Source organism: Rugamonas sp. FW305-51 (genome assembly GCF_058786935.1).
In genome coordinates, this window is the sequence record NZ_JBYSZG010000005.1 from 93,081 (window position 1) to 116,824 (window position 23,744).

Below are 23,744 nucleotides of genomic sequence, written 5' to 3' on the forward strand. Positions count from 1 at the left end.
AGAATTGGGGCTACAGTTTGCTAAACTGCCAAATACACAACAACTATCCCGGAGACTCCACGATGCGTTCTTTGAAACAAGCAACCGCTATCTTTGCAATCGCTGCAGCCGGCCTGGCAGCCAGCGCGCTGGTCGCGCCCGCCTGGGCGGACGACAGCTCGCCCGTCGGCCTGTGGAAGAATATCGATGACGTGACGGGCAAGCCCAAGGCCCTGATCCGTATTACGGAAAGCAATGGCACGCTGCAGGGCCAGATCGAAAAACTGTTCCGCGCCCCCACGGAAGACCAGAACCCCAAATGCGAAAAGTGCGAAGGCGCCCGCAAGGATGCGCCCGTGGTGGGCCTGGTCATCATGTCCGGCCTGAAGAAGGACGGCAGCGAATACACGGGCGGCGAAATCCTCGACCCGGACAACGGCAAGGTCTACAAGAGCAAGCTGAGCCTGGGCGACGGCGGCAAGAAACTGAACGTGCGCGGCTACATCGGCATTCCCATGCTGGGCCGCTCGCAGACCTGGGTACGCCAGGAGTAAGTCCTGGCGCACGGCGGGAGCACGCGCTCCCCGCCGGCAACGCGGCAGAGCCGGCGCTTTAGCCGGCTATTTTTTGTCTGACGGCGGGAGCGTACTGCCGGCAACATAGCCAATCCGGCGCGTCAGCCGGCCGCCTTTTCGCCAGGCGGCGTCACGCGCGATGACAACAGGCGCGAGTTGGCGTCGCTGCGGAACACCAGCGGCGCCTCCCTCCCCGCGTCCACCTGGCTGGCCTGGGCCTGGCGCACGATGTGCACGATGTCGCCGTGATGGGGCGACTTGCTGCACACGGGGTCGGCATTGGCCGCATCGCCCGTCAGCGCCAGCGCCTGGCAACGGCAGCCGCCGTAATCCTTGTGCTTGTCGTCGCAGCTGCGGCACGGCTCCTTCATCCACGCATCGCCGCGGAACTTGTTGAACGCGTCGCTGTCGTACCAGATCTCCTTGAGCGACTGCTGCGCCACGTTGGGAAAAGTCATGCCCGGAATGGTGCGCGCCGCATGGCAAGGCAAGGCCGCACCGTCCGCCGCCACGGCCAGGAACACGGAACCCCAGCCGTTCATGCACGCCTTGGGCCGCGCCTCGAAATAATCGGGCACCACGAACAGGATGCGCAGCCGGGAGCCGATGCGCTCGCGGCAGGCGTTGACCACGGCTTCGGCCCGCTCCAGCTGTTCCCGCGTCGGCATCAGCTGGGCACGGTTGACCATGCCCCAGCCGTAATACTGGGTGTTGGCCAGCTCCAGGTATTCCACGCCCATCTCGAGCGCCATGTCGATGATGCGTTCCACATGGTCGAGGTTGTAGCGGTGCAGCACCACGTTCAGCACCATGGGGTAGTCGTACTGCTTGATGAGGCGCGCCACCCGCGCCTTCAGGTCGAAGGTGCGCGTGCTGCTGAGGAAGTCGTTCATCTCCTTGCTCGAATCCTGGAACGACAGCTGGATATGGTCGAGTCCGGCCGCCTTGAAGGCCGCGATGCGCTGCTCCGTCAGGCCGATGCCGGACGTGATCAGGTTGGTGTAATAGCCGAGCCGGTGCCCTTCGGCCACCAGCAATTCCAGGTCGTCGCGCAGCAGCGGTTCGCCGCCGGAAAAACCCAGCTGGGCCGCACCCAGCTGGCGGCCCTGGCGCAGCACGTCCAGCCATTGCTCCGTGCTGAGCTCATTGCGGTTGGTCGCGTAGTCGACCGGGTTGTAGCAGAACGCGCAATGGAGCGGGCAGCGGTATGTCAGCTCAGCCAGCAACCACATGGGCGGCGCGATGGCCGCCGTGCTGACCTGCGGGAGGGCGGCGCTAGACAAGCCAGCCTCGCTGCTGTGCTTCGCCCAGGAAGGCGCGCACGTCCGCCTCCAGGCCGCCGGTCTGGAACGCCGTTTCCAGCTCGTGCACGATGCCGGCCACGTCGCGCTTGCCGTCGCAGCGCTGCAGGATTTCCGCCGCGCTGGGATTGAGCCGCACCAAGCCTTCCGGGTACAGCAGCACATAGGCTTGCTGCGCTTCCTCCCACTGCAGGCGGAACAGCCTGGACAGCTTGGGCGTCGTCATTTCGGTCTGCATGATGATGCTCCCCGTTCAATCGTAGGCCAGCGCGATGGCGTCCATCATGGCCCACAGGATATCGAGCTTGAACTGCAAGATGCCCAGCGCCTGCTCCTGCTGCGCGCGCGTGGTGAAGTGCGCCAGCGTGACGGCCAGGCCGTGCTCCACGTCGCGCTCGGCCAGCGAAATACGGCTGCGGAAATAGGCCAGCCCTTCCGGCTCTATCCACGGATAATTCCTGGGCCAGCTGGCCAGCCGGTCCTTGTGGATCTTGGGCGCGAACATTTCCGTCAGCGACGAGCAGACGCCCTCCTGCCACGGCGCCTGGCGCGCGAAGTTCACGTAGGCGTCCACGGCGAAACGCACACCCGGCTGCACTTCGCGCAGCGACCACAGGTCTTCGCGGGCGATGCCGACCGCCTCGCCGAGCCGGGTCCACGCTTCGATGCCGCCCTCGTTGTCACCATAGCCATCGTGATCATGGATACGCTGCACCCACAGCCGCCGCGTGGCGCGGTCCGGACAGTTGGCCATGATGGCCGCGTCCTTGCGGGGGATGTTGATCTGGTAGTAGAAGCGGTTGGCGACCCAGCCCCGGATCTGGTTCGGCGTCAGCGTGCCCTCTTGCATGCGGACGTTGAAGTGGTGGTGAATGTGGTAGCCGGCGCCCTTGGCCATCAGCTGTTCCGTGAATTCACGCTCGTCCCACGCTGGCCGGCGGTCCGGTTCTGGTCGCGACATGATGTTCATTAGTGTCTCCGAGAAAGTTCGCCGAATAGGGCGGCAAAGAAAGATAACGGTTCGCGTTTAACCATTGAAAAATGTGAACCAATTCGTATGTTGAGCACTCCAAGTTGTATGCGCTTCAGGACCGTCGTTAGACGCCGGGGCGTTGGCATAGACATCGATTGTTCCGGTCTGCGGTCGCCAGTGGCGAGGTCGAAAAATATCCCGCAGCACTGAATAAGGAAGCGGGCATATACCCGTGTCCCCTCTCGGACGTGAGAGGCCAGCAGTGGGAATCCCGTCACTTGGAGGGGGGACGTCAAAGTGAAATCTCCATACCGTCATAGGCCAGCTCGATGCCGTGCCGGCCCAGCGTGGCGTACTGGACCGAATCTTCATCAAGGATGGGATTGGTGTTGTTAATGTGGATCAGGATCTTGCGCGACGCCGGCATCTGGTCCAGCACGGCGATCATGCCGCCCTCGCCCGACTGCGGCAAATGGCCCATGGTGGCGGCCGGATTGGGTGAAAAGCCCAGCGCGATCATTTCATCCTCGGTCCAGAAGGTGCCGTCCACCAGCAGGCAGTCGGCGCCGCGCATGGCCGCTTCCGTGGCCGCATCGATGCTGCCCAGGCCGGGCGCGTAGAACACGGAACGGCCGGTGATCAGGTCCTCGACCAGCAGGCCGATGTTGTCGCCGGGCTGGGGCCGTTCGCGGTGCGGCGAATACGGCGGCGCCTTGCTGTGCAGGGGCACGGCCGTCAGGCGTATGCCGCTCAGGGCCGGAATCTCGAACGGCTGCGGCTGGCCGGCCACCGGCAGCGGATGCCATTGCACCCCGCAGTAGTGGGACAGCACGTCGGCCAGCGGATAACCGGTCTGCAGGTCGTCCCACACGGCGGCGCTGCAATAGAGGGGAATGCGGCGCCCTTCGCGCAGCATCATCAGGCCCGTCACGTGGTCGACCTGGGCATCCATCAGCAGCACGGCGGCAATGCCCGTGTCGCGCGCGGCGCGGGCCGGCTGCATGGCCGGGGTGGCGCGCAGCTGGGTCAGGATGTCGGGTGAGGCGTTGACCAGCAGCCAGTCCGTGCCGTTGGCGGAAATGGCGATCGACGACTGGGTGCGGGCCCGGCTGTTGATACTACCGTTGCGCACGCCGTTACAGTTGTAGCAGTTACAGTTCCATTGCGGATAGCCGCCGCCAGCCGAAGAACCGAGTACGATGATTTTCATGATGCCTCGAATCGGGCGCGGGCCGCGGCCGCCGGCAACCGCCCGGCAGCCGCGGCGGACGCTGTCTAGCGGTTGGCGATGTACAGCGTGATTTCAAAACCGAAACGGAAATCGATGAACTCTGGTTTGCTCCATTGCATGGCTGTCTCCTTGAATATAGATAAGTGGATTGACCGGCCCGGACCATGCAAGCATGGATACCGGACCGTCACAGCTATCTACGCAAGTTCCATGCCGTCAAGTCCGGGGCGCGCGCACGGGGGCGTGACACACCCGACTGCGCCAGGGTGCAACAAAAAGTGTGGAGAAATGGAACAACAGCTGTGTCAGCGCGTGCGCAGCCGTTGCAGATGGCGGTCCAGGCTGTTGGCGAAATTCTGGCGGTCGGCCTGGCTGAAGGCGGCCGGGCCGCCCGTGTCCACCCCGCTGCCGCGCAGCTCGTCGAGGAAGGCGCGCATGGTCAGCATTTGCCGGATGTTGTCGTGGGTGTAGAACTCGCCGCGCGGGTTGAGGGCATAGCCGCCCTTGTCCAGCACGTCGGAAGCGAGCGGGATGTCGCCCGTGATGACGAGGTCGCCCGGCGCCAGCCGGCGCACGATTTCCTGGTCCGCCACGTCGGCGCCGGACGGCACTTGCATGGCGCGGATGAAGCGCGACGGCGGCACCCGCAGCAACTGGTTGGCCACCAGCGTCACCTGTAGCTGCACCCGGTCGGCCACCCGGTACAGGATCTCCTTGATGACGGCCGGACAGGCGTCCGCGTCGACCCAGATCTGCATGGGCGCGGCCGGCGCGGTCAGCTCTCCCACAGCTCGCCGTTCGGGTTGATGCGCGGTGGATTGACGCCGAAGTGCAGATAGGCGGCCGGCGTGGCCACCCGGCCGCGCGGCGTGCGCTGCAGGAAACCTTGCTGTATCAGATAAGGTTCCAGCACATCCTCGATGGTATCGGCCGCCTCGCCGATGGCCGCCGCCAGGTTGCCGATGCCCACCGGGCCGCCGCCGAACTTGAACAGCACCGCTTCGAGCAGCTTGCGGTCCATGACATCGAAGCCCACCGTGTCCACGTCCAGCATGACGAGCGCCGCGTCCGCCACCTCCTTGGTGATGTCGCCGTTGCCCTTCACTTCCGCATAGTCGCGCACCCGGCGCAACAGGCGGTTGGCGATGCGGGGCGTGCCGCGCGCGCGGCGCGCCACTTCGGCCGCGCCGTCGGGGCCGATGGTAGCCTTGAGCAGGGCCGCGCTGCGGGTGACGATGCGGGTCAGCTCGGCCGTGTTGTAGAACTCGAGCCGGGCCACGATGCCGAAGCGGTCGCGCAGCGGATTGGTCAGCATGCCGGCCCGGGTGGTGGCGCCCACCAGCGTGAATGGTTGCAGGTCGAGCTTGACGGAGCGGGCCGCCGGGCCTTCGCCGATCATGATGTCGATCTGGTAATCCTCCAGCGCCGGATACAGGATTTCCTCCACCACGGGCGACAGGCGGTGGATTTCGTCGATGAACAGGACGTCGTTCGCTTCCAGGTTGGTCAGGATGGCGGCCAGGTCGCCCGGCCGTTCCAGCACGGGGCCGGAGGTCTGGCGCAGGTTGACGCCCATCTCACGCGCGATGATATTGGCCAGCGTGGTCTTGCCCAGGCCGGGGGGGCCGAACAGCAAGGTATGGTCCAGCGCCTCGCCCCGCTTGCGGGCGGCCTGGATGAAGATTTCCAGCTGGTCGCGGATCTTTTCCTGCCCGACGTATTCATCGAGGTGCTTGGGGCGCAGCGCGCGTTCGATCGCCTCTTCGTTGGGCGAGGCCGGCGCCGCGTCGATGATGCGCTGCTCGGTGAAATTATCGGTCTGGATGCTCATTCATTCTTCATTCAAATAGGCTCTTACTTTGTTCGTCCCGCGCTCAACACACGCGCTATGTATGCACTAATCTGATTTCCCGTTTCGCGCAGTTGGTCTTGCTCAGCCGCCGACAGCATGCGTGCCTTGCCAGCCAGCTCGGGAGGACTATCTATCTTGACCACCAACCGTTCGACCTTACCCTCGTCCAGCAGTTGCTTCCACGCGTTCCACGATTCTCTCGCTTGTTGGAGTCTGGATGAGATATCGCACTTCGGAGGCGGTGAGGCACTCGAATCCGAATCCAAAGCGCCGTTTCCACCAGAATTCGATGGTTCCATGTTTCCTCCTTAGCTCGGCCAGTTGCTCACTTGATGGCGCCAGTCTGGCTGACGACATTGGCCTGAATGATGCCCGTCTCAATATCCCATTCTAAGGCATACGCAAACGAATCGGCCATCGCGAAGGGAATCGCATTGCCCCCCAAGGACTCATCCGCAATCAGCCTTTGGACAGCGCTTTCAGCGCCTGCTTGATGCCGTCCGAGACACCGCTGCCGGCCGGCACCGTTTTCAGCGCCGCTACCGCTTCCTTGTCCGAATAGCCCAGCGCCAGCAGCGCGTTCAGGATATCAGATTGCGAATCGGGCACGGCATGGACGCCACCGGCGCCGATGTCGGCACCCAATTTGCCCTTCAGTTCCAGCAACAGGCGCTCGGCCGTCTTCTTGCCGATGCCGGGCACCTTGACCAGCCGGCCCGCTTCCTGCCGCGTCACCGCCTGGGCCAGGTCGCCCACCGACATGCCCGACAGGATGGACAGCGCCGTGCGCGCGCCCACGCCCGTGATCTTGATCAGCTGGCGGAACACGGCCCGCTCTTCCGCATTGCCAAAGCCGAACAGCAAATGCGCATCCTCGCGGATGGCCTGGTGGGTGAACAGCACCACCTTCTCGCCCACGTGGGGCAGGTTGTAGAACGTGCTCATCGGCACGTCCACCTCGTAGCCCACACCCTGCACGTCGACCAGCAGTTGCGGCGGATTTTTTTCCAGCAGGATGCCGGACAGACGACCTATCATCGTGATACCTTTTTGATATGAGTGTTGGGTGGGGATCAGCCGACCAACCGGCCGCGCTTCATGCGCAGCCCGGCCAGCGGCGAGGCCACACCGGCGCCCTTGCCCGCGCTGTTGCCCGTCCCGCTGCCCGCGTTGGCGCCGGCGATCAGGGTCAGCGTTTCGCGGCTGTGGGCATGGCAGATGGCCACGCCCAGCGCGTCGGCCGCGTCCGTGCCGGGCAGGCCGGGCAGCGCCAGCAGCCGCGCCACCATGTCCTGCACCTGAGCCTTGGCGGCCCGCCCCGTGCCGACCACGGCCTGCTTGACCTGGGTGGGCGAATATTCCGCCACCGTCAGGTCCGCCGACACCAGCGCGCAGATGGCCGCGCCGCGGGCCTGGCCCAGCAGCAGCGTCGATTGGGGATTAACGTTGACGAACACTTGTTCGATGGCGGCGCACGCGGGCCGGTACTGCCGGGCCACTTCGGCCACGCCGTCCAGTATCACCTTCAGCCGCGTCGGCAAGCTGCCTTCGCCGCTCTTGATGGTGCCCGAGGCGATGTAGCGCAGCTTGGCGCCCTGCTTATGGATGACGCCAAAGCCGGTGGTGCGCAAGCCGGGGTCGATGCCGAGAATAATCATTCCCGGATTGTAACCGGGAAAAATGAATGCTGTATATAAAAACAGTGCGGCGGACCATGCTGGTCCGCCGCACCGTATCAACAACCTAATAAGCGCAACTTACCGCTTGATGTAGCAATTAATGGCGGAAGTGACGGGTGCCCGTGTACAGCATGACGACGCCGCGCTCGTCGGCCGCGTCGATCACTTCCTGGTCGCGCATGGAACCGCCCGGCTGGATCACGCAGGTCGCGCCCGCGTCCACCACCACGTCCAGGCCATCGCGGAACGGGAAGAACGCGTCCGACGCCACCACCGAACCGGCCAGCGTCAGGCCGGCGTTCTGGGCCTTGATGGAGGCGATGCGGGCCGAGTCGATACGGCTCATCTGGCCGGCGCCCACGCCCAGCGTCATGTTGTTACCGCAGAAGACGATGGCGTTGGACTTGACGTACTTGGCCACGCGCCAGGCGAACATCAGGTCCTGCAGCTGCTGCTGGGTAGGCTGGAGCTTGGTGACCACTTTCAGGTCGCCGATCAGCACGTTCTTAGAGTCGGCCGACTGCACCAGCAGGCCGCCGCCCACGCGCTTGAAGTCCATCGCGTTGATGCCGTTGCCCAGCGCGATTTCCAGCAGGCGCACGTTCTGCTTGGCCGACAGGATTTGCAGCGCGTCGGCCGTGAACGACGGCGCGATCAGCACTTCCACGAACAGCTTGGCCAGTTCCGTGGCGGCGGCGCCGTCCACTTCCGTGTTGAAGGCGATGATGCCGCCGAAGGCCGAGGTCGGGTCGGTCTGCAGGGCACGCTTGTAAGCGTCCACCGCGTTGGCGCCCAGCGCCACGCCGCACGGATTGGCGTGCTTGACGATCACGCAGGCGGCGCTCTGGTCGAAACCGCCCAGGCTCTTCACGCATTCCCAGGCCGCGTCGGCGTCGGCGATGTTGTTGTAGGACAGTTCCTTGCCCTGCAGCTGGCGGTAGTTGGCCAGTGCGCCGGCCGACGGTTGCAGGTCGCGGTAGAAGGCGGCGCTCTGGTGCGGGTTCTCGCCGTAGCGCATGTCCTGCACTTTTTCAAACGCCACGTTCAGCGTTTGCGGGTAGGCGGCGCGGCTGGCGTGGGCCTTGTCGGCGCCCAGGCTGGTCAGGTAGTTGGTGATGGCGCCGTCGTACTGGGCCGTGTGGGCGTAGACCTTGGTGGCCAGCTTGAAGCGGGTGTCGTAGCTGACCTGGCCGGGGGTGTTGTCCGTGCCCTTCATTTCGGCCAGCACCACGCCGTAGTCGGCCGGGTCGCAGATCACCACCACGTCCTTGTGGTTCTTGGCCGCCGAGCGCAGCATGGTAGGGCCGCCGATGTCGATGTTCTCGATCGCGTCTTCCAGCGTGCAGGTATCCTTGGCCACGGTGGCCTGGAACGGGTACAGGTTGACCACCACCATGTCGATGGTCGGCATGTTGTGCTCTTCCAGCTTGGCCATGTGCTCAGGGAAATCGCGGCGGGCCAGGATGCCGCCGTGCACTTTCGGGTGCAGCGTCTTCACGCGGCCGTCGAGCATCTCCGGGAAGCCGGTGTAGTCGGCCACCTCGGTCACGGCGACGCCGTTGTCGGCCAGCAGTTTGGCGGTGCCGCCGGTCGACAGGATGTTGACGCCCATGGCCGCCAGGGCGCGGGCGAAGTCCAGGACACCGGTCTTGTCGGATACGGAGATGAGAGCTTGTTTAATCATGGCTATGGCTAGTTGGTTGAGTATTCTTGGTTCAAGCCTACCCGGCGCCAGCGGCCATTCACAGCCACTCAAGTGCCGGAAGGACGCGCGCGCTTACAGCAGGCCGTGCTCTTGCAATTTCTTGCGCAGCGTGTTGCGGTTAATGCCCAGCATTTGCGCCGCATGCGACTGGTTGCCATCGGCGCGGGTCATGACGACTTCGAGGATAGGCTTTTCCACGGTCAGCACGACCATGTCGTAGATATTCGATGCTTGCTGCTCGCCCAGGTCGTTGAAGTAATCTTCAAGGCTCTTCTGGACAACTTCCTGGATGCTTTCTTTGCTCATTTTGTTACCGTTCGGCTAATTGATCTGTTATGACGCGGTTGCCGCGGATCACGCGGCAAGAGCGTTTGCCCTTTTTTTTTATTACTTTTTTTGAAGCTCCTGAAGCCCGTTATACGGTCTCCACCGGTTCCGGGAGGCGGTATTGTAACCGCTCGCCAAAACTCCATTGCGATTCAAAGAACTGGTCGACGGCCTGCAACTGCTCGTCCGTCGACTCCAGCAGGTTCATTTGCTGGCGGAACGCTTCCCCGCCTTCCAGGTCGCGCACATACCAGCCGATATGCTTGCGCGCCGTGCGCACGCCCAGGTATTCGCCGTAGAACGCATAGTGCGCCCGCAGGTGTTCGTCCATCAGGGCCCGCACTTCGTCCACATAGGGCGCCGGCAGGTGGGTGCCGGTGCGCAGGTAATGGTCGATTTCGCGGAAGATCCACGGCCGGCCCTGGGCTGCGCGGCCGATCATGACGGCATCGGCGCCGGTATGGTCCAGCACGTAGCGGGCTTTTTCCGGCGTCGTGATGTCGCCGTTGGCCACCACGGGGATGGCCACGGCCCGCTTGACGGCGGCAATGGTGTCGTACTCGGCATCGCCCTTGTAGCCGTCGGCGCGGGTACGGCCGTGCAGGGTCAGCATGGCGATGCCGGCGTCCTCGGCGATGCGGGCGATGGTCAGCGCGTTCTTGTTGGCGCGGTTCCAGCCGGTGCGGAACTTGAGCGTGACGGGCACGTCCACGGCGCCGACCACGGCCTGCACGATCTCCCTGACCAGCGCTTCGTTCTGCAACAGGGCCGAACCGCACCAGCTGTTGCACACCTTTTTCACCGGGCAGCCCATGTTGATGTCGATGATCTGGGCGCCCCGTTCCACATTGAAGCGGGCGCAATCGGCCAGGTCCTGCGGGTCGGCGCCGGCGATCTGCACCGCCTTGGGCTCCATTTCACCGGCATGGTCGGTGCGGCGCGAACTCTTTTCCGTGGCCCACAGCCGCGGGTTGGAGGCCGCCATCTCCGATACCGCGTAGCCCGCGCCGAGCTGCTTGCACAGCTGCCGGAACGGGCGATCCGTCACCCCCGCCATGGGGGCGACGAACACATTGTTACGCAATAGATAGGGGCCGATTTGCACTGGACTTGCCTGAACGGGAAGAAGGAACCTTCTATTTTAACCGAAGGACTGCTCAATTAATAAGCACTATTTTTGAACAGAACTGTCGTCCAGGCGCTTGACAGACGCGAATTAATCTTGCTGGCGTGAAAAAATTAGCACGCGCGTTCAGCTTAATTCATCGAGCGCGGCCAGGCTCAGGTGGTCCACCTCGCCCCAGCTGGCCAGGGTCAGCTGGCCGTCGGCCACGGTGAAACGGTTGACGCTGGCATTCTTGACCTGGAAGTCGCGCGGGCTGTCGAGCGTCATGCCGACCGCTTCCCGGTAGGCGCATTCGAGCACGCCGCCATGGGCCACGACGGCGATGGTCTGGCCCGGATGGCGCCCGGCCCAGTGGACTATGCCGTCGATGGCGCGGCGGTAGAACTGGCGGAAACTTTCCGCCGGACGCTGCCCGGCCGGCATCACGGCATCCACGTCCCGCGCCTGCCACAAGGCATATTCCTGCGGATAGCGCTCGGCGATCTCGGCGTACAGCATGCCTTCGAACACGCCATAGCAACGTTCGCGCAGGCCGGGGTCGGTGTGCACGGGCAGGTCGTGCTGGCTGGCCACGGCGTGGGCCGTCTGCAAGGCACGCTCCAGGTCGCTGGCAATGATGGCGTCCAGCTGTTCGCCGGCAAGGGCGCGGCCCAGAGCTTCAGCCTGGCGCTGGCCCTCTTCATTCAAGGCGATGTCGGTATGGCCCTGCAGGCGGCGCGCGGCGTTCCAGGCCGTTTCGCCATGGCGTATCAGCAAAATATTCGTGTGTTTCATGCAATTTTATTTTTTAGGGGCGCGCTGCGCGGAGTTCGACGCAGAAACCAGCGCCGGATTCAGCGTATAAGTGCCGATCAATTGTGCTTCATCAATGATATGGCCGTGGATGGCGGCACAGGCCTCGGGGCCCGTAAAGCGCCCTTCCAGCGCCAGCCGCGGCACATCGAGCGCATAGATGCGAAAAATGTAATGGTGCAGGCGCAAGTCGTTCCACGGCGGACAGGGGCCATCATACCCGTAATAGTCGCCGGCCATGGCCGGATCGCCGGCAAACCAGCCCGTGTAGTCGTTGATGCCCTGGCGCAGCGCGTGGACGGCGCCGTCGGCGGCCAGCGTCACGGCCGGCCCGGGCTTGCCATGGGCCACCACACCGGCCGCCAGCGCCCCTTCAGGCAGCACGCACACGGTGGGCGGCAGGTCGGCCAGGATCCAGTGGAAAAAGTCGCCCCGCGCCAGACTTGCCGGCACAGTGCGACCTTCGAGGTTGACGTCGCTGCCATCCTGGGGCGCGTCACCGTCGATGCAGAACAGCACCAGCGACTCGGTGCCGGCCGGCACCTCGTCCCAGGCCAGATGAGGATGGCGGTTGCCGGACAGGCGAACCCGGCTGACGGGATCGATGGCCGCCAACGCGCACTGGGCAGGTATGGCACTGCCATCGCGGAATGTATCGCTCCACAGTCTCATAGTCCCCCCACTTCGCCGTCTATTTTCTGGTCTGTTTCGCGCGCTTTTTTGAGCGCACGCAAACAATCTTACTATTTGGGGGAAGTTTGCAGCCAGAATGTCACGGGACCGTCGTTCGTCAGCGACACTTGCATGTCGGCGCCGAACTGGCCCGTGGCCACCACCGGATGGCGGCCGCGCGCCTGGGCCACGAAATGGTCGAACAGGCGCCGCCCGTCCTCCGGGCTGGCGGCCGGCGTGAACGAGGGCCGGCTGCCCGACTTGGTGTCGGCCGCCAGCGTGAACTGGGGCACCAGCAGCAGGCCGCCGGCCACGTCCGTCACGCTGCGGTTCATCTTGCCCGCTTCGTCGGCGAACACGCGGTAACCGAGCAGCTTGGTCAGCAGCGCGTCCGCCTCCCGTTCCGTATCGCCCCGCTCGGCGCATACCAGCACCATCAGGCCGGCGTCGATGGCGCCGATCACGTCGCCGGCCACCACCACGTTGGCGCGGCTGACCCGTTGCAGCAATGCGATCATGCGCTCAGCGTGACGCGCGCAAACTTGCGCTTGCCCACTTGCAGCACGAAGGTGCCGGCCTCGATCTTGACGGCCTTGTCGCTGACGACGGTGCCGTCCAGGCGCACGCCGCCCTGATCGACCATGCGCATCGCTTCCGATGTGGACGGGCACAGGCCGGCCTGCTTGAGCAGCTGGGCGATGCCCACCGGCGCGCCCGTCAGCGCCACTTCCGGCACGTCGTCCGGAATGCCGCCCTTGGAGCGGTTGACGAAGTCGGCCAATGCGTCCTCGGCCGCCTGCGCCGAGTGGAAGCGGGTCACGATTTCCTGCGCCAGCGCCACCTTGGCGTCGCGCGGGTTGCGGCCATCGGCCACTTCCTGTTTCAGCTGGGCCAGTTCGGCCAGCGAGCGGAACGACAGCAGCTCGTAGTAACGCCACATCATCACGTCGGAAATGCTCATCAGCTTGGCGAACATGGTATTGCCCGGTTCCGTGATGCCGATGTAGTTGTTCTTGGACTTGGACATCTTGTCCACGCCGTCCAGGCCTTCGAGCAGCGGCATGGTCAGGATGCACTGCTGTTCCTGGTCGTAATCCTTCTGCAGTTCGCGGCCCACCAGCAGGTTGAACTTCTGGTCCGTGCCGCCCAGCTCCAGGTCGGCCTTCAGGGCCACCGAATCGTAGCCCTGCATCAGCGGGTAAAGGAACTCATGGACCGCAATCGGCGTCCCACTCTTGAAGCGTTTGCTGAAATCGTCGCGCTCCATCATGCGCGCCACCGTGTAGCGCGAAGCGAGCTGGATCATGCCGCGCGCGCCCAGCGGATCGCACCACTCGGAGTTGTAGCGGATTTCCGTGCGCGACGGATCGAGCACCAGCGAGGCCTGCTTGAAATAGGTCATCGCGTTTTCCTCGACCTGCTCGCGGGTCAGCGGCGGACGGGTGACGTTGCGGCCGGACGGGTCGCCGATCATGGAAGTGAAGTCGCCGATCAGGAAGATCACCTGATGGCCCAGGTCCTGCAGCTGGCGCATCTTGTTGAGCACCACGGTGTGGCCCAGGTGCAGGTCGGGCGCCGTCGGGTCCAGGCCCAGCTTGACGCGCAGCGGCACGCCGCTCTGTTCCGAACGGGCCAGCTTTTGCGCGAATTCGCTTTCCACCAGCAGCTCGTCGACACCGCGCTTGGTGATGGCAAGGGCTTCCTGGACGCGGTCGGACAGCGGCAGGACGGGGGCGGCGGGGGCCTTCTTAGGCGATGCAGACGAGGTATCCATATGTTTGTAAACGATTTTCCGAAAAAAGTAGGCTGGCTCAGGAGTTTGTTATAATGCCCGATCCCATCAATCTTGCCGTATGAAAACGAACTGAATAAACAATAAGAAAAATTAAACGTTCCTGAATAGTTCAAGCGGCAAATTTTAACTGATTGCATGAACCCTACAAACAAATTCACAAGCTCACGCTTGTTCACACTGCTAGGATCGACGCGCAAGGCACGCATCATCAGCGCCTCCGCCCTGTTTCTGGCAGTGTGCGCGTTCGGTGCAGCCGGCGTCGCCCCACTGGCGCCCGACGCCTCGGATCTGCCGGTGAAATCCGTGTCCGAAGAACTGGCCCTGCCCAACCTGTCCACGCAGATCGCCGCGCTGGAACAGCAGCAGACCAATGAGCACTACATCCACGAGGAAAAAGTACGCGCCGGCGACACGCTGGCCGCGCTGCTGAACCGCCTGGGTGTGGACGACGACGCCGCCGAAACCTTCATCAAGAAGGACAAAGTGGCGCACGGCGTGATGCAGCTCACCACCGGCAAACGGGTCCAGGCGCAGACGGACGACGAAGGCAACCTGCAATGGCTGCAGGCGACCGTGGTCGACGGCAAGGACATGCCCGTCAAGAACATCACCATCACCCGCAAGGGCGACGGCTTTGTGGCCAGGGAAGAAGCGGCCAAGCTGGAGCGCCGCATCGAAATGCATGCGCGCACCATCAGCTCGACCCTGTACGCGGCGACCGATTCGAGCGACGACGGCGCCAAGCTGCCGGACTCCATCGTCAAGCAGATCATCGAGATGTTCTCCACCAGCATCGACTTCCGTGGCGACCTGAAGCGCGGCGACCATTTCAACGTGGTCTACGAGACGTTCTGGCAGAACGGCGAATTCGTGCGCGCGGGCCGTATCCTGGCCGGCGAATTCACCAACCACGGCACCACCTACCAGTCGGTCTGGTTCGAAGACCCGCAAAGCAAGCAGGGCGGCGGCTACTTCAGCTTCGACGGCAAGTCGCTCAAGAAAGCCTTCCTCAAATCGCCCGTGGAATTCAGCCGTATCTCGTCCGGTTTCGCCATGCGCGTGCACCCGCTCTCGGGCCAGTGGAAGCAGCACAAGGGCATCGACTTCCCGGCGCCGACCGGCACTCCGATCCGCGCCTCGGGCGACGGCGTGGTGGACTTTGCCGGCGTGCAGAATGGCTACGGCAATTTCGTCGTGCTCAAGCACTGGAACAACTACACCACGGCCTACGCCCACATGAGCCGCTTCGCAGCCGGCCTGAAAAAGGGCATGAAAGTAAGCCAGGGCGACGTGATCGGCTACGTCGGCACCACCGGCTGGTCGACCGGCGCCCACCTGCACTATGAATTCCGTGTCGCCGGCGAAGCCAAGGACCCGTCCAAGCTGAACGTGCAGGCCCAGGCCCCGCTGACGGCGGCCGAGCTGGCCCGCTTCCGCACGTACGCGGCCGACATGTCGCACCGCTTCGCGCTGCTGCAGCCGGCCGGTTCCGGCGGCACCCGCGTGGCCGCCAAGTAAGGCCGTCAGCGCCAACGAAAAACAGGCCCGCGCGGCCTGTTTTTTTTCGCCCATCACCAACACACCAAATAAATGGGGACGTACCCCTTTTTCAAATAAATGGGGACGTACCCCATTTTTCGCAGTAGTTCGCGCAGGAATGGAGACGGTCAGGCAAAATACAGGCTTTGCGCACAAGGACACCTTTATGGCCCTGTATATCGGTCTCATGTCCGGCACCAGCCTCGACGGCGTCGATGGCGCGCTGGCCGACTTCGACGGCAACGCCGTCCGCACCCTGGCCGCCGCCTACCTGCCCTTCCCGCCTGAGCTGCGGGCCGAACTGATGGCCCTGCAAGCGGCCGGCCACAACGAAATCGAACGGGAAGCGCTGGCCGCCAACGGGCTGGCCGCCTGTTACGCCCGCTGCGTGGCCGACCTGCTGGCGCAAGCGGCCCTGGCGCCGTCGGCCGTGCGGGCCGTGGCCGTCCATGGCCAGACCATACGCCATCGGCCCGAGCTGGGCTTTACCCGCCAGACCAACAACCCTGCCCTGCTGGCAGAGCTGTGCGGCATCGACGTCATCGCCGACTTCCGCAGCCGCGACATCGCGGCCGGCGGCCAGGGCGCGCCGCTGGTGCCCGCCTTCCACCAGGCCCTGTTCGGCCTGAGCGGACGGGCCCGCGTGGTGGCCAACATCGGCGGCATCGCCAACATCAGCGTGCTGCATGGCGATGGCCGCGTGACGGGCCTGGACACCGGCCCCGGCAATGTATTGATGGATGGCTGGATCGCCCGCCACCAAAGCAAGGAATACGATGCGGACGGCGCCTGGGCCGCCGGCGGCACCATCATCGCACCGCTGCTGCAAGCCATGCTGGCCGCGCCCTACTTCGCCTGGCCGGCGCCCAAGAGCACGGGCCGCGACCTGTTCCACCTGGACTGGCTCGATGCGCAACTGGCCGCTTTCCCCCACGCGGCCCCGGCCGATGTACAGGCCACGTTGACGCAGCTGACGGCCACTACGCTGGCGCAGGCGATCCAGCGTTACGGCGCCGAGGCGGACACCGTCTACGTGTGCGGCGGCGGCGCCTACAACAGCACCCTGCTGCGGGCACTGGAAACGGCACTGGACGGAAAAGTGAAGGTAGCGTCGACCGACGCGCTGGGCGTGGCGCCGAACCGGGTCGAAGCGCTGGCATTCGCCTGGCTGGGCTACCGCTACACGGAGCGGCTGGCGGGCAATCTGCCGGCGGTGACGGGCGCGGCGGGCCCGCGGGTGCTGGGCGCGTTGTACCCGCATTGACGTGGCAAGCCTGCCGCCATGGAAAGTGCGGTGGGCGCCCCCCGTCCCGCCCCGCAGTCAGCGCAGATGCCGGAGCGCAGAAACGCGGCCTAACGATAGGCGCAAAAACGGGGCATGAAAACGGGGCGCAAAAACGGAGCGCAGAAACAACAACGGCGGAGCAGCCTGCGCTGTCCGCCGTGCGTACACGAACGCAGCAGCCGCGTATGCGGCCGTGCGCCCGGCGCTGAAACTCAGACCGAGAACGAGGAACCGCAGCCGCAGGTCGAGCTGGCGGTCGGGTTCTTGATCACGAACTGGGCACCTTCCAGGTCATCCTTGTAATCGATTTCCGCGCCCACCAGGTACTGGTAGCTCATCGAATCGATCAGCAGCGTGACGCCGTTCTTGACCATGGTGGTGTCGTCTTCGTTGATGATTTCATCGAACGTGAAGCCGTACTGGAAGCCGGAACAGCCGCCACCTTGCACGAAGACGCGCAGTTTCAGATCGGGATTGCCCTCTTCCTCGATCAGCTGGGCGACCTTTTCAGCCGCGCTATCGGTAAAGATGATAGGCGACGGGATTACATCTTGCGCTTCAGCAACAGCATTCATATCAGACTCCTACGTAAAATCATTCCGGACATTATAGACCTTTGGCGCAATCTATGCTTTGAACCGCATCATTTGCTGCGTTGTGGCGAACATGCCACTCCCAGGCTGTCCCGGCGACACCGGCACCGGATGCCGCCACGCCTGACTATGCCCAAGTTTGTTGCTGCGCGCCTTGATCTGCCTCGCCGTTTTCCAACGCCGCGCGTATTACGGCAGCAACGCGATCTGGTTCAGGCCCGTGCCTTCTTCCAGGCCGAACATCAGATTCATGCACTGCACGGCCTGGCCCGAGGCGCCCTTGACCAGGTTGTCCTGCACCACCAGCACGATCACCGTGTTGCCGTTGCGGTGCAGCGCCAGGCGCAGCATGTTGGAGCCGCGGGTGGAACGGGTTTCCGGATGGGAGCCGAACGGCATCACGTCCACGAACGGCGCGTCCGCATATTGCGCTTCGAACAAGGCTTGCAGTTCCTCGTTGCTGATGTCGCGCGTCAGGCGCGCGTACAGCGTGGAATGCATGCCGCGTATCATCGGCACCAGGTGCGGGGTGAAGATCAGGTTGACGGGCTGCTCGGTGAACGTTTGCAGCTGGGCCACGGTTTCCGGCGTGTGGCGGTGGCCGGCCACGCCGTAGGCCTTGAAGTTGTCGCTGGACTCGGAGAACAGGGTGCCGATCTCGGCCTTGCGGCCGGCGCCCGACACGCCGGACTTGCAGTCGGCGATCAGGCCGCCCGCATCGACCAGGCCCGCCTTCAGCAGCGGGTAGAAGCCCAGCTGCATGGTGGTCGGGTAGCAACCGGGGTTGGCGATCAGCGTGGCGCCCTTGATGGCGTCACGGTTCAGCTCGGCCAGGCCGTACACGGCCTGCGCCAGCAGTTCCGGGCAGGTGTGGGGAATCTTGTACCACTGTTCGAACGTGGCCTGGTCCTTGAGCCGGAAGTCGGCCGCCAGGTCGATCACCTTCACGCCGGCCGCCAGCAGGGCCGGCGCCTGGGCCATGGCCACACCGTGCGGGGTGGCGAAGAACACCACGTCGCACTGGCTCAGGTCGGCCTTGTCGGGCGAGGAGAAGGCCAGGTTCACGCGCCCGCGCAGCGAGGGGAACATGTCGGCCACGGGCAAGCCATCTTCCTTGCGCGACGTAATGGCCGTCAGCTGCACATCGGGATGGACTGCCAACAGTCGCAGCAATTCCACTCCGGTGTATCCGGTGCCGCCGACGATGCCAACTTTGATCATGTTCTTTCCTTGAGGGTGTAGGTGAGATGGATAGATAAAACGACTGCCATTTTATCAGGCATGGGCGCAGCCCGTGCGGCGGCGCACCATAAACAAAAAGCCGCCTGACTGACGTCGGCGGCTTTTTGGTACAGCGCACTGCGTACAGTGCGCTGGCATGGCGTGAAAATTAACGCTTCGAGAATTGCTTTGCGCGACGTGCTTTGCGCAGACCAACTTTTTTACGTTCAACTTCACGTGCATCGCGGGTCACGAAGCCGGCGCGGGCCAGATCGCCCTTCAGCGTTGCATCGTAGTCGATCAGGGCGCGGGTGATACCGTGGCGCACTGCACCTGCCTGGCCGGACTCGCCGCCGCCGTGGACGTTGACCTTGATGTCGAAACGCTCGACATTGCCGGTCAGTTCCAGCGGTTGACGAATGACCATCAGACCGGTTTCGCGGGAGAAGTACTCAGCCGCTGGCTTACCGTTGACGATGATTTGGCCAGTGCCAACTTTGATGAACACGCGAGCCACTGCACTCTTGCGACGGCCGGTGCCGTAATTGTAGTTACCGATCATGTCAGTTCCTTAGATTTCGAGTGCTTTAGGTTGCTGAGCAGCGTGCGGGTGCGAACCTTCGGCGTACACTTTCAGCTTCTTGATCATGGCGTAGCCCAGCGGACCCTTAGGCAGCATGCCCTTGACCGCTTTTTCCAGCGCGCGACCTGGGAAACGCTGTTGCATTTTCAGGAAGTTGGTTTCGTAGATGCCGCCTGGATAACCCGAGTGACGGTAGTAGGTCTTCTCGGTGGCTTTGGTGCCGGTCACGCGCAGTTTGCCTGCGTTGATGATGACGATGAAATCGCCGGTATCGACGTGAGGAGTAAATTCTGGCTTGTGTTTGCCGCGCAGTCGGAGTGCCACTTCGCTGGCAACACGTCCGAGGACTTTGTCCGTCGCGTCAATCACGAACCAGTCGCGCTGGACTTCATGTCCTTTAGCGGAAAAAGTTTTCATGTTGACTTCCTAAATGAATTACACACGCTCATATGGTGGTTCCGCCATTGCTTCAGCGGACTCGGCCTTTTTGTTAATTCTTTCCTGAGCGAACGGAAAGCCGGCAATTATAACCGCCAAACGCGGGCAGGGTCAAGCGCCATGCGGCTTTGCGGGCCGTGCCGCGGCGGGCCGCCGCGTCCGCTGGCCGAGTCCATTACAATACAGGCCAGTTTTTTCTATCGGAGAATGGCATGGAATGCAAAGTGAGCTGGAACGGCCCCTCGGGCATGAGTTTTTTGGCACAGACGGGCTCCGGCCACCTGGTCAACATGGACGGCGCGCCCGAGGGCGGCGGCCACAACCTGGCGCCCCGTCCCATGGAAATGGTGTTGCTGGGCACGGGCGGCTGCACCGCCTATGACGTGGTGCTGATCCTGAAAAAAGGCCGCGAAGACATCCGCGGCTGCGAATGCACGCTGACGGCCGAACGGGCCGACACCGAGCCGAAGGTCTTTACCAAGATCAACTTCCACTTCACCGTCACCGGCAAGAACCTGAAGCCGGCCGCCGTGGAGCGGGCCATTACCTTGTCGCACGACAAATATTGCTCGGCTTCCATCATGCTGGGCAAGACGGCCGAGATCACCCACTCGTTCGAGATTATCGACGCCGCCTGAGGCCGGGCCGCCGGCACCTGCCCATCATCGGCCCGTTATCGGCCCGCCACAGGTCCGTCACAGGTAATAGGCGCTGCCGGTCATGACCTTGGCCATGGCCGTCATCGCCAGCTTGACGGGTACGGGCGGCTCGATCGCGCCCAGCGCCTGGGCGGCGGCGCCGTGCGCCACTTCATCGACCCGCATCTGCTCGACGATGGCGCGCGACTTGGCGTCCTGCGGCGGCAGCTGCTCCAGATGGCTGGCCAGGTGGGCCTCCACCTGGCGTTCCGTTTCCACCACAAAGCCCAGGCTGCGGGCATCGCCCAGATAGGCCGCCACCGTGCCCAGCGCATAGGCGCCCGCGTAGAACAGGGGATTGAGCACGCTAGTCTGCGAACCGAGTTCGGCCAGCCGCTGCGCGGTCCACGCCAGGTGGTCTTCCTCTTCCCGTCCCGCCTGCTCGAACTGGACCCGCATCGCATCGCCATGGGCGAAACGGGCCTGGGCGTCGTACAGGGCCTGGGCGCACACTTCGCCCACGTGGTTGACGCGCATCAAGCCGGCGCTGTGGCGCTGTTCGGCCTCGCTCAGCACGGCATCGGCCGCGTGCGCGCCCGGCGTGGGGCGCGACGCGGAGGCCACGCCGGCAATCACGCGCAAGGCCTTGTCGGCGCCGGTAATGAAACGGTCCAGGGGATGGTGGTAACGGTTTGCTGCCATGGTATCAGTCGCAATCGGTCGGAAAGCGCCCATTATAGGACGATCGCGGCGGGCGGGCAGCCCCTCAGGCGTCCGCTTCCTCGCGCAACTGGCGCTGGCGTTCGATGTAGTCGGCCACCGGGCCGCGCACGTCGATGCCGGAAATGTCCTTGGCCACGCCCAGGTTCAGCCCCAGCAGGAAGGGTATGCTGTCCACCGGCACCTCGGGGCAGTGCTCGGCGAAAGCGTGGAGAAAGCGCTTCGACTCCACCACCGGCACCACCTTTTCGCCGCTCATGAACTGCAGCACGCTGGTGATGCTGTGGCCCTTGCCGATGCTGCGGTAGATAAAACGGTTGTATTCGCGGTCGATCTGCTTGAAGTCCAGCGTTTCCTTGGTCATCAGGCCGGCCAGGTAATACAGGCCGGTGGCCACACGAAAGAAGCCTATGCCCTCGCGCTTGCTGGTGCCGTATTGGGTCACGGCCAGGATATGGTGCTGCATCTGCGGGTTCATCTTGCCTGCCGGTAGTACGCCTGTGCGCTCATGGCTTGGACTATAGCAAGAGAATGTCGCTTTGTGCCTTGCACGCCAGAATTTTTACATGCTACTCTTCACTACCGACTACCGAGGATGGCCCGATGATCGAGGTCAAAGGCTTGGCCAAGCGTTTCCGCCTGCCGTCTCACAAAGGCTCACCGTACCAGCTGCATGATCCGCGCGAACATGACGGCTGGTTCCATGCTGTGCGCGACGTCAGCTTCCGTTGCGCGCCCGGAGAAGTGCTGGGCCTGCTCGGCCCCAACGGCGCCGGCAAGACCACCACCTTGCGCCTGCTGTCGACCGCCCTCAAGCCCGACGCCGGCTCCGTCATGGCCAACGGCGTGGACTTGCTGGCCGATCCGCTGGCCGCGCGCCAGCACATCGGCTTCCTGTCCGGCACCACCGGCCTGTATGGCCGCCTGACGGCGCGCGAGAATATCGAATACTTCGGCCGATTGCACGGCATGAGCCCGCCCTACCTGCAACGCCGCTGCGACGAGCTGTTCGAGCTGCTGCAGATGCACGAATTCGGCAACAAGCGGGCCGACCAGCTGTCCACCGGCATGAAGCAGAAATGCGCCATCGCCCGCACCGTCGTGCATGAACCGCAGATCGTCATCCTGGACGAACCGACCACGGGGCTGGACGTGATGTCGTCCAAGATCCTGCTCGACTTCATCGCCAGCTACAAGGCGCTGCACATCCCGCTGATCTTTTCCACCCACCACTTGCACGAAGTGGAAAAACTGTGCGACCGGGTCTGCATCATCAACCACGGCAAGACGGCCTTCCACGGCACCACCGACCAGCTGCGCCACCTGGGCGGCAGCGCCGACCTGTACGACGCCTTCATCTGCGTCATCAACCACGGAGGCGCGCCATGTGGATCATCTACCTGAAGGAAATGCTGGAGCTGGTGCGCGACCGCAAGACCTTCATCTTCACCGTCTTCATCCCCATCTTCGCCATGCCGCTGATCTTCACCGGCTTCGGCTACCTGTCCTCGTCCATGTTCCGCCACGCCAACACGGCGGAAATGACGTACAGCATCTTCGGCAAGCAGAATGCGCCTTTGCTATCCGCCCGTTTCGCGCACGAGAAAGGCTTCCGGGAAGTGGCGCTGGCCGGGCCGGAAGCGATCAAGGCCGCCATCGCCGACGACCGCATCAAGTTCGCACTGGTGATCCCGGACGGCTTCGAAACCCGGCTGGCACGCCAGCAGCAAGCCGTCGTCGCCCTGCACTACAACAACGCCACGCCGATCGACGTCACCCGCAAGCGCGTGATGGCCGTGATCCACGCCCAGAACAGCACGCTGCGCGAGCAGGCGCTGCTGGCCCTGGGCCTGAGCCAGAACCAGCTGCGCTTCGCGCTCGACCCCATCAAGCTGGAAGAACATTCCACGGCCGACAAACGGGAACAGATGGGCGCCCTGTTCGGCGGCTTCCTGCCCTACATCCTGTTGATGGTGTGCCTGATGGCGGCCATGTACCCGGCCATCGACACGGCGGCCGGCGAAAAGGAAAGGGGCACGCTGGAAACGCTGCTGCTGGCGCCCGTGCCGCGCACGGCCATCGTGCTGGCCAAGTTCCTGGTCCTGTTTACCATCGGCCTGACGTCGGCCCTGCTGATGGTGGTCAGCCTGGGCCTGCTGCTGTTCTTCTTCGGCCACGCCGTCGAAGGCAACCTGGCCATGATGCTGCATGCCATCGGCGTGGCCGACCTGGCCATGGTGGCGCTGATGCTGGTGCCCACGGCCGCCATCTTCGCTTCCATCCTGCTGGCCATTTCCGTCTACGCCAAGAGTTACAAGGAAGCGGCCGGCCTGATCTCGCCGCTGATCATCGTCACCATCCTGCCCACCATCGTGGCCCTGCTGCCGGGAGTGGAAATGAACTGGATGTGGGCCATGGTGCCGCTCACCAATGTGTCGCTGGCCATGAAGGAACTGGTCAAGGGCACCATGGATTACCGCATGTTCTCCGTCATCCTGCTGTCGACCACGCTCACGGCCGGCGCCCTGCTGGCCCTGTGCCGCTGGTGGTTCAACCGCGAGCAGGTATTGTTCCGCAATTAACGCTCGCGCGACACGGGCCGCCGCCCCGCTCCGGCATGGCCTGCGTTCCAGTGCGCCGTTTGCGCACTCTGGTGCATGCTTGACGCCGCCCGTCGCAATCACTCCCCGCGCCTGTCGCAAATTCAATACAATGCACCA

At 63.9% G+C, this 23,744-nt stretch carries 29 protein-coding genes; 6 read left to right on the plus strand and 23 right to left on the minus strand.

Annotated features, from left to right (window positions below):
* Positions 1 to 62 precede the first annotated feature (62 nt).
* Positions 63 to 533 (plus strand): DUF2147 domain-containing protein, encoded by a 471-nt coding sequence (locus tag AC3WOS_RS05535; RefSeq protein ID WP_492714854.1) that lies wholly within the window; start codon positions 63 to 65, stop codon positions 531 to 533.
* A 122-nt stretch (positions 534 to 655) separates the two neighbouring features.
* Here AC3WOS_RS05535 and pqqE read toward each other — a convergent pair whose 3' ends face one another.
* From pqqE to tyrS, 17 genes are all read right to left on the minus strand, one after another.
* A complete protein-coding gene (gene pqqE, locus AC3WOS_RS05540) occupies positions 656 to 1,837 on the minus strand; it encodes a pyrroloquinoline quinone biosynthesis protein PqqE (protein WP_492714855.1) in 1,182 nt (393 codons plus the stop codon).
* Entirely contained in the window at positions 1,830 to 2,093 is a 264-nt protein-coding gene (gene pqqD / locus AC3WOS_RS05545; protein WP_492714856.1) for a pyrroloquinoline quinone biosynthesis peptide chaperone PqqD, read from the minus strand. The genes pqqE and pqqD overlap by 8 nt, the downstream gene beginning before the upstream one ends.
* A 15-nt stretch (positions 2,094 to 2,108) precedes the next feature.
* Positions 2,109 to 2,825 carry a pyrroloquinoline-quinone synthase PqqC gene (gene pqqC, locus AC3WOS_RS05550; RefSeq protein WP_492714857.1) on the minus strand — a complete coding sequence of 239 codons (717 nt, stop codon included), beginning with the start codon at positions 2,823 to 2,825 and terminating at the stop codon, positions 2,109 to 2,111.
* 295 nt (positions 2,826 to 3,120) lie between these two features.
* Complete coding sequence (pqqB, locus tag AC3WOS_RS05555; RefSeq protein WP_492714984.1) at positions 3,121 to 4,041, minus strand: pyrroloquinoline quinone biosynthesis protein PqqB; 921 nt, start codon at positions 4,039 to 4,041, stop codon at positions 3,121 to 3,123.
* Positions 4,042 to 4,103: 62 nt separating this feature from the next.
* A complete protein-coding gene (gene pqqA, locus AC3WOS_RS05560) occupies positions 4,104 to 4,178 on the minus strand; it encodes a pyrroloquinoline quinone precursor peptide PqqA (RefSeq protein ID WP_173593773.1) in 75 nt (24 codons plus the stop codon).
* Positions 4,179 to 4,364: 186 nt separating this feature from the next.
* On the minus strand, positions 4,365 to 4,817 hold the full coding sequence (locus tag AC3WOS_RS05565) for a YaiI/YqxD family protein (RefSeq protein ID WP_492714985.1): 453 nt from the start codon (positions 4,815 to 4,817) through the stop codon (positions 4,365 to 4,367).
* Positions 4,818 to 4,834: 17 nt separating this feature from the next.
* A complete protein-coding gene (ruvB, locus tag AC3WOS_RS05570; protein WP_492714858.1) occupies positions 4,835 to 5,890 on the minus strand; it encodes a Holliday junction branch migration DNA helicase RuvB in 1,056 nt (351 codons plus the stop codon).
* Between the two features lie 23 nt (positions 5,891 to 5,913).
* Positions 5,914 to 6,210 (minus strand): hypothetical protein, encoded by a 297-nt coding sequence (locus AC3WOS_RS05575; RefSeq protein ID WP_492714859.1) that lies wholly within the window; start codon positions 6,208 to 6,210, stop codon positions 5,914 to 5,916.
* Between the two features lie 160 nt (positions 6,211 to 6,370).
* Positions 6,371 to 6,949 (minus strand): Holliday junction branch migration protein RuvA, encoded by a 579-nt coding sequence (gene ruvA, locus AC3WOS_RS05580; RefSeq protein ID WP_492714860.1) that lies wholly within the window; start codon positions 6,947 to 6,949, stop codon positions 6,371 to 6,373.
* A gap of 35 nt (positions 6,950 to 6,984) precedes the next feature.
* Complete coding sequence (gene ruvC, locus AC3WOS_RS05585) at positions 6,985 to 7,569, minus strand: crossover junction endodeoxyribonuclease RuvC (RefSeq protein WP_492714861.1); 585 nt, start codon at positions 7,567 to 7,569, stop codon at positions 6,985 to 6,987.
* A 118-nt stretch (positions 7,570 to 7,687) separates the two neighbouring features.
* On the minus strand, positions 7,688 to 9,274 hold the full coding sequence (gene purH, locus AC3WOS_RS05590; protein ID WP_492714862.1) for a bifunctional phosphoribosylaminoimidazolecarboxamide formyltransferase/IMP cyclohydrolase: 1,587 nt from the start codon (positions 9,272 to 9,274) through the stop codon (positions 7,688 to 7,690).
* 93 nt (positions 9,275 to 9,367) lie between these two features.
* A complete protein-coding gene (locus AC3WOS_RS05595; RefSeq protein ID WP_008445162.1) occupies positions 9,368 to 9,601 on the minus strand; it encodes a helix-turn-helix domain-containing protein in 234 nt (77 codons plus the stop codon).
* 109 nt (positions 9,602 to 9,710) lie between these two features.
* The gene (gene dusB, locus AC3WOS_RS05600) at positions 9,711 to 10,727 is read right to left on the minus strand and encodes a tRNA dihydrouridine synthase DusB (protein WP_492714863.1); all 1,017 of its coding nucleotides are present in this window, start codon (positions 10,725 to 10,727) and stop codon (positions 9,711 to 9,713) included.
* Between the two features lie 147 nt (positions 10,728 to 10,874).
* Positions 10,875 to 11,522: a histidine phosphatase family protein gene (locus tag AC3WOS_RS05605; protein ID WP_492714864.1), complete on the minus strand. Its 648-nt coding sequence runs from the start codon at positions 11,520 to 11,522 to the stop codon at positions 10,875 to 10,877.
* 6 nt (positions 11,523 to 11,528) lie between these two features.
* Positions 11,529 to 12,212 (minus strand): YbhB/YbcL family Raf kinase inhibitor-like protein, encoded by a 684-nt coding sequence (locus AC3WOS_RS05610; RefSeq protein WP_492714865.1) that lies wholly within the window; start codon positions 12,210 to 12,212, stop codon positions 11,529 to 11,531.
* Between the two features lie 71 nt (positions 12,213 to 12,283).
* Positions 12,284 to 12,730, minus strand: coding sequence for a D-aminoacyl-tRNA deacylase (gene dtd / locus AC3WOS_RS05615; protein WP_492714866.1), 447 nt, complete (start codon positions 12,728 to 12,730; stop codon positions 12,284 to 12,286).
* Entirely contained in the window at positions 12,727 to 13,986 is a 1,260-nt protein-coding gene (tyrS, locus tag AC3WOS_RS05620) for a tyrosine--tRNA ligase (protein ID WP_492714867.1), read from the minus strand. Before tyrS ends, dtd begins: the two co-directional genes overlap by 4 nt.
* 156 nt (positions 13,987 to 14,142) lie before the next feature.
* On the opposite strand from tyrS, the gene AC3WOS_RS05625 reads away from it, so the two are divergent.
* Positions 14,143 to 15,525, plus strand: coding sequence for a M23 family metallopeptidase (locus tag AC3WOS_RS05625; protein ID WP_492714868.1), 1,383 nt, complete (start codon positions 14,143 to 14,145; stop codon positions 15,523 to 15,525).
* A 187-nt stretch (positions 15,526 to 15,712) separates the two neighbouring features.
* Positions 15,713 to 16,810, plus strand: a complete 1,098-nt coding sequence (locus AC3WOS_RS05630; RefSeq protein ID WP_492714870.1) for an anhydro-N-acetylmuramic acid kinase — start codon at positions 15,713 to 15,715, stop codon at positions 16,808 to 16,810.
* Positions 16,811 to 17,043: 233 nt separating this feature from the next.
* Here AC3WOS_RS05630 and erpA read toward each other — a convergent pair whose 3' ends face one another.
* The 4 genes from erpA to rplM all read right to left on the minus strand — a co-directional run bounded on the left by erpA (position 17,044) and on the right by rplM (position 19,645).
* Positions 17,044 to 17,406, minus strand: coding sequence for an iron-sulfur cluster insertion protein ErpA (erpA, locus tag AC3WOS_RS05635; RefSeq protein WP_492714871.1), 363 nt, complete (start codon positions 17,404 to 17,406; stop codon positions 17,044 to 17,046).
* Between the two features lie 207 nt (positions 17,407 to 17,613).
* A complete protein-coding gene (gene argC / locus AC3WOS_RS05640; RefSeq protein ID WP_492714872.1) occupies positions 17,614 to 18,645 on the minus strand; it encodes an N-acetyl-gamma-glutamyl-phosphate reductase in 1,032 nt (343 codons plus the stop codon).
* A gap of 169 nt (positions 18,646 to 18,814) precedes the next feature.
* The gene (gene rpsI, locus AC3WOS_RS05645) at positions 18,815 to 19,207 is read right to left on the minus strand and encodes a 30S ribosomal protein S9 (protein ID WP_173593747.1); all 393 of its coding nucleotides are present in this window, start codon (positions 19,205 to 19,207) and stop codon (positions 18,815 to 18,817) included.
* Between the two features lie 9 nt (positions 19,208 to 19,216).
* Positions 19,217 to 19,645, minus strand: a complete 429-nt coding sequence (gene rplM, locus AC3WOS_RS05650) for a 50S ribosomal protein L13 (protein ID WP_056157909.1) — start codon at positions 19,643 to 19,645, stop codon at positions 19,217 to 19,219.
* 233 nt (positions 19,646 to 19,878) lie between these two features.
* On the opposite strand from rplM, the gene AC3WOS_RS05655 reads away from it, so the two are divergent.
* Positions 19,879 to 20,304: an OsmC family protein gene (locus AC3WOS_RS05655; protein WP_492714873.1), complete on the plus strand. Its 426-nt coding sequence runs from the start codon at positions 19,879 to 19,881 to the stop codon at positions 20,302 to 20,304.
* 57 nt (positions 20,305 to 20,361) lie between these two features.
* Here AC3WOS_RS05655 and coq7 read toward each other — a convergent pair whose 3' ends face one another.
* Entirely contained in the window at positions 20,362 to 21,006 is a 645-nt protein-coding gene (gene coq7, locus AC3WOS_RS05660) for a 2-polyprenyl-3-methyl-6-methoxy-1,4-benzoquinone monooxygenase (protein ID WP_492714874.1), read from the minus strand.
* A 64-nt stretch (positions 21,007 to 21,070) separates the two neighbouring features.
* On the minus strand, positions 21,071 to 21,502 hold the full coding sequence (locus AC3WOS_RS05665) for a hypothetical protein (RefSeq protein WP_492714875.1): 432 nt from the start codon (positions 21,500 to 21,502) through the stop codon (positions 21,071 to 21,073).
* A gap of 125 nt (positions 21,503 to 21,627) precedes the next feature.
* Here AC3WOS_RS05665 and AC3WOS_RS05670 point away from each other — a divergent pair, with 125 nt between their 5' ends.
* Together AC3WOS_RS05670 and AC3WOS_RS05675 are read left to right on the plus strand one after the other, a co-directional pair.
* Positions 21,628 to 22,428 (plus strand): ABC transporter ATP-binding protein, encoded by an 801-nt coding sequence (locus AC3WOS_RS05670; RefSeq protein WP_492714876.1) that lies wholly within the window; start codon positions 21,628 to 21,630, stop codon positions 22,426 to 22,428.
* Complete coding sequence (locus tag AC3WOS_RS05675) at positions 22,410 to 23,606, plus strand: ABC transporter permease (protein ID WP_492714877.1); 1,197 nt, start codon at positions 22,410 to 22,412, stop codon at positions 23,604 to 23,606. The genes AC3WOS_RS05670 and AC3WOS_RS05675 overlap by 19 nt, the downstream gene beginning before the upstream one ends.
* The last annotated feature ends 138 nt before the right edge of the window (positions 23,607 to 23,744 follow it).

What these genes read in the sequence shown, in the direction of transcription:
- AC3WOS_RS05675 (WP_492714877.1), top strand. Translation starts at nt 22,410, where the DNA reads ATGTGGATCATCTACCTGAAGGAAATGCTGGAGCTGGTGCGCGACCGC.
- tyrS (WP_492714867.1), bottom strand. Translation starts at nt 13,986, where the DNA reads ATGGATACCTCGTCTGCATCGCCTAAGAAGGCCCCCGCCGCCCCCGTC.
- dtd (WP_492714866.1), bottom strand. Translation starts at nt 12,730, where the DNA reads ATGATCGCATTGCTGCAACGGGTCAGCCGCGCCAACGTGGTGGTGGCC.
- AC3WOS_RS05565 (WP_492714985.1), bottom strand. Translation starts at nt 4,817, where the DNA reads ATGCAGATCTGGGTCGACGCGGACGCCTGTCCGGCCGTCATCAAGGAG.
- argC (WP_492714872.1), bottom strand. Translation starts at nt 18,645, where the DNA reads ATGATCAAAGTTGGCATCGTCGGCGGCACCGGATACACCGGAGTGGAA.
- pqqD (WP_492714856.1), bottom strand. Translation starts at nt 2,093, where the DNA reads ATGCAGACCGAAATGACGACGCCCAAGCTGTCCAGGCTGTTCCGCCTG.
- ruvA (WP_492714860.1), bottom strand. Translation starts at nt 6,949, where the DNA reads ATGATAGGTCGTCTGTCCGGCATCCTGCTGGAAAAAAATCCGCCGCAA.
- ruvC (WP_492714861.1), bottom strand. Translation starts at nt 7,569, where the DNA reads ATGATTATTCTCGGCATCGACCCCGGCTTGCGCACCACCGGCTTTGGC.
- AC3WOS_RS05670 (WP_492714876.1), top strand. Translation starts at nt 21,628, where the DNA reads ATGATCGAGGTCAAAGGCTTGGCCAAGCGTTTCCGCCTGCCGTCTCAC.
- AC3WOS_RS05610 (WP_492714865.1), bottom strand. Translation starts at nt 12,212, where the DNA reads ATGAGACTGTGGAGCGATACATTCCGCGATGGCAGTGCCATACCTGCC.
- AC3WOS_RS05575 (WP_492714859.1), bottom strand. Translation starts at nt 6,210, where the DNA reads ATGGAACCATCGAATTCTGGTGGAAACGGCGCTTTGGATTCGGATTCG.
- coq7 (WP_492714874.1), bottom strand. Translation starts at nt 21,006, where the DNA reads ATGGCAGCAAACCGTTACCACCATCCCCTGGACCGTTTCATTACCGGC.
- ruvB (WP_492714858.1), bottom strand. Translation starts at nt 5,890, where the DNA reads ATGAGCATCCAGACCGATAATTTCACCGAGCAGCGCATCATCGACGCG.
- AC3WOS_RS05535 (WP_492714854.1), top strand. Translation starts at nt 63, where the DNA reads ATGCGTTCTTTGAAACAAGCAACCGCTATCTTTGCAATCGCTGCAGCC.
- rpsI (WP_173593747.1), bottom strand. Translation starts at nt 19,207, where the DNA reads ATGATCGGTAACTACAATTACGGCACCGGCCGTCGCAAGAGTGCAGTG.
- erpA (WP_492714871.1), bottom strand. Translation starts at nt 17,406, where the DNA reads ATGAATGCTGTTGCTGAAGCGCAAGATGTAATCCCGTCGCCTATCATC.
- AC3WOS_RS05595 (WP_008445162.1), bottom strand. Translation starts at nt 9,601, where the DNA reads ATGAGCAAAGAAAGCATCCAGGAAGTTGTCCAGAAGAGCCTTGAAGAT.
- AC3WOS_RS05655 (WP_492714873.1), top strand. Translation starts at nt 19,879, where the DNA reads ATGGAATGCAAAGTGAGCTGGAACGGCCCCTCGGGCATGAGTTTTTTG.
- AC3WOS_RS05630 (WP_492714870.1), top strand. Translation starts at nt 15,713, where the DNA reads ATGGCCCTGTATATCGGTCTCATGTCCGGCACCAGCCTCGACGGCGTC.
- AC3WOS_RS05625 (WP_492714868.1), top strand. Translation starts at nt 14,143, where the DNA reads ATGAACCCTACAAACAAATTCACAAGCTCACGCTTGTTCACACTGCTA.
- rplM (WP_056157909.1), bottom strand. Translation starts at nt 19,645, where the DNA reads ATGAAAACTTTTTCCGCTAAAGGACATGAAGTCCAGCGCGACTGGTTC.
- pqqC (WP_492714857.1), bottom strand. Translation starts at nt 2,825, where the DNA reads ATGAACATCATGTCGCGACCAGAACCGGACCGCCGGCCAGCGTGGGAC.
- AC3WOS_RS05665 (WP_492714875.1), bottom strand. Translation starts at nt 21,502, where the DNA reads ATGAACCCGCAGATGCAGCACCATATCCTGGCCGTGACCCAATACGGC.
- AC3WOS_RS05605 (WP_492714864.1), bottom strand. Translation starts at nt 11,522, where the DNA reads ATGAAACACACGAATATTTTGCTGATACGCCATGGCGAAACGGCCTGG.
- purH (WP_492714862.1), bottom strand. Translation starts at nt 9,274, where the DNA reads ATGATTAAACAAGCTCTCATCTCCGTATCCGACAAGACCGGTGTCCTG.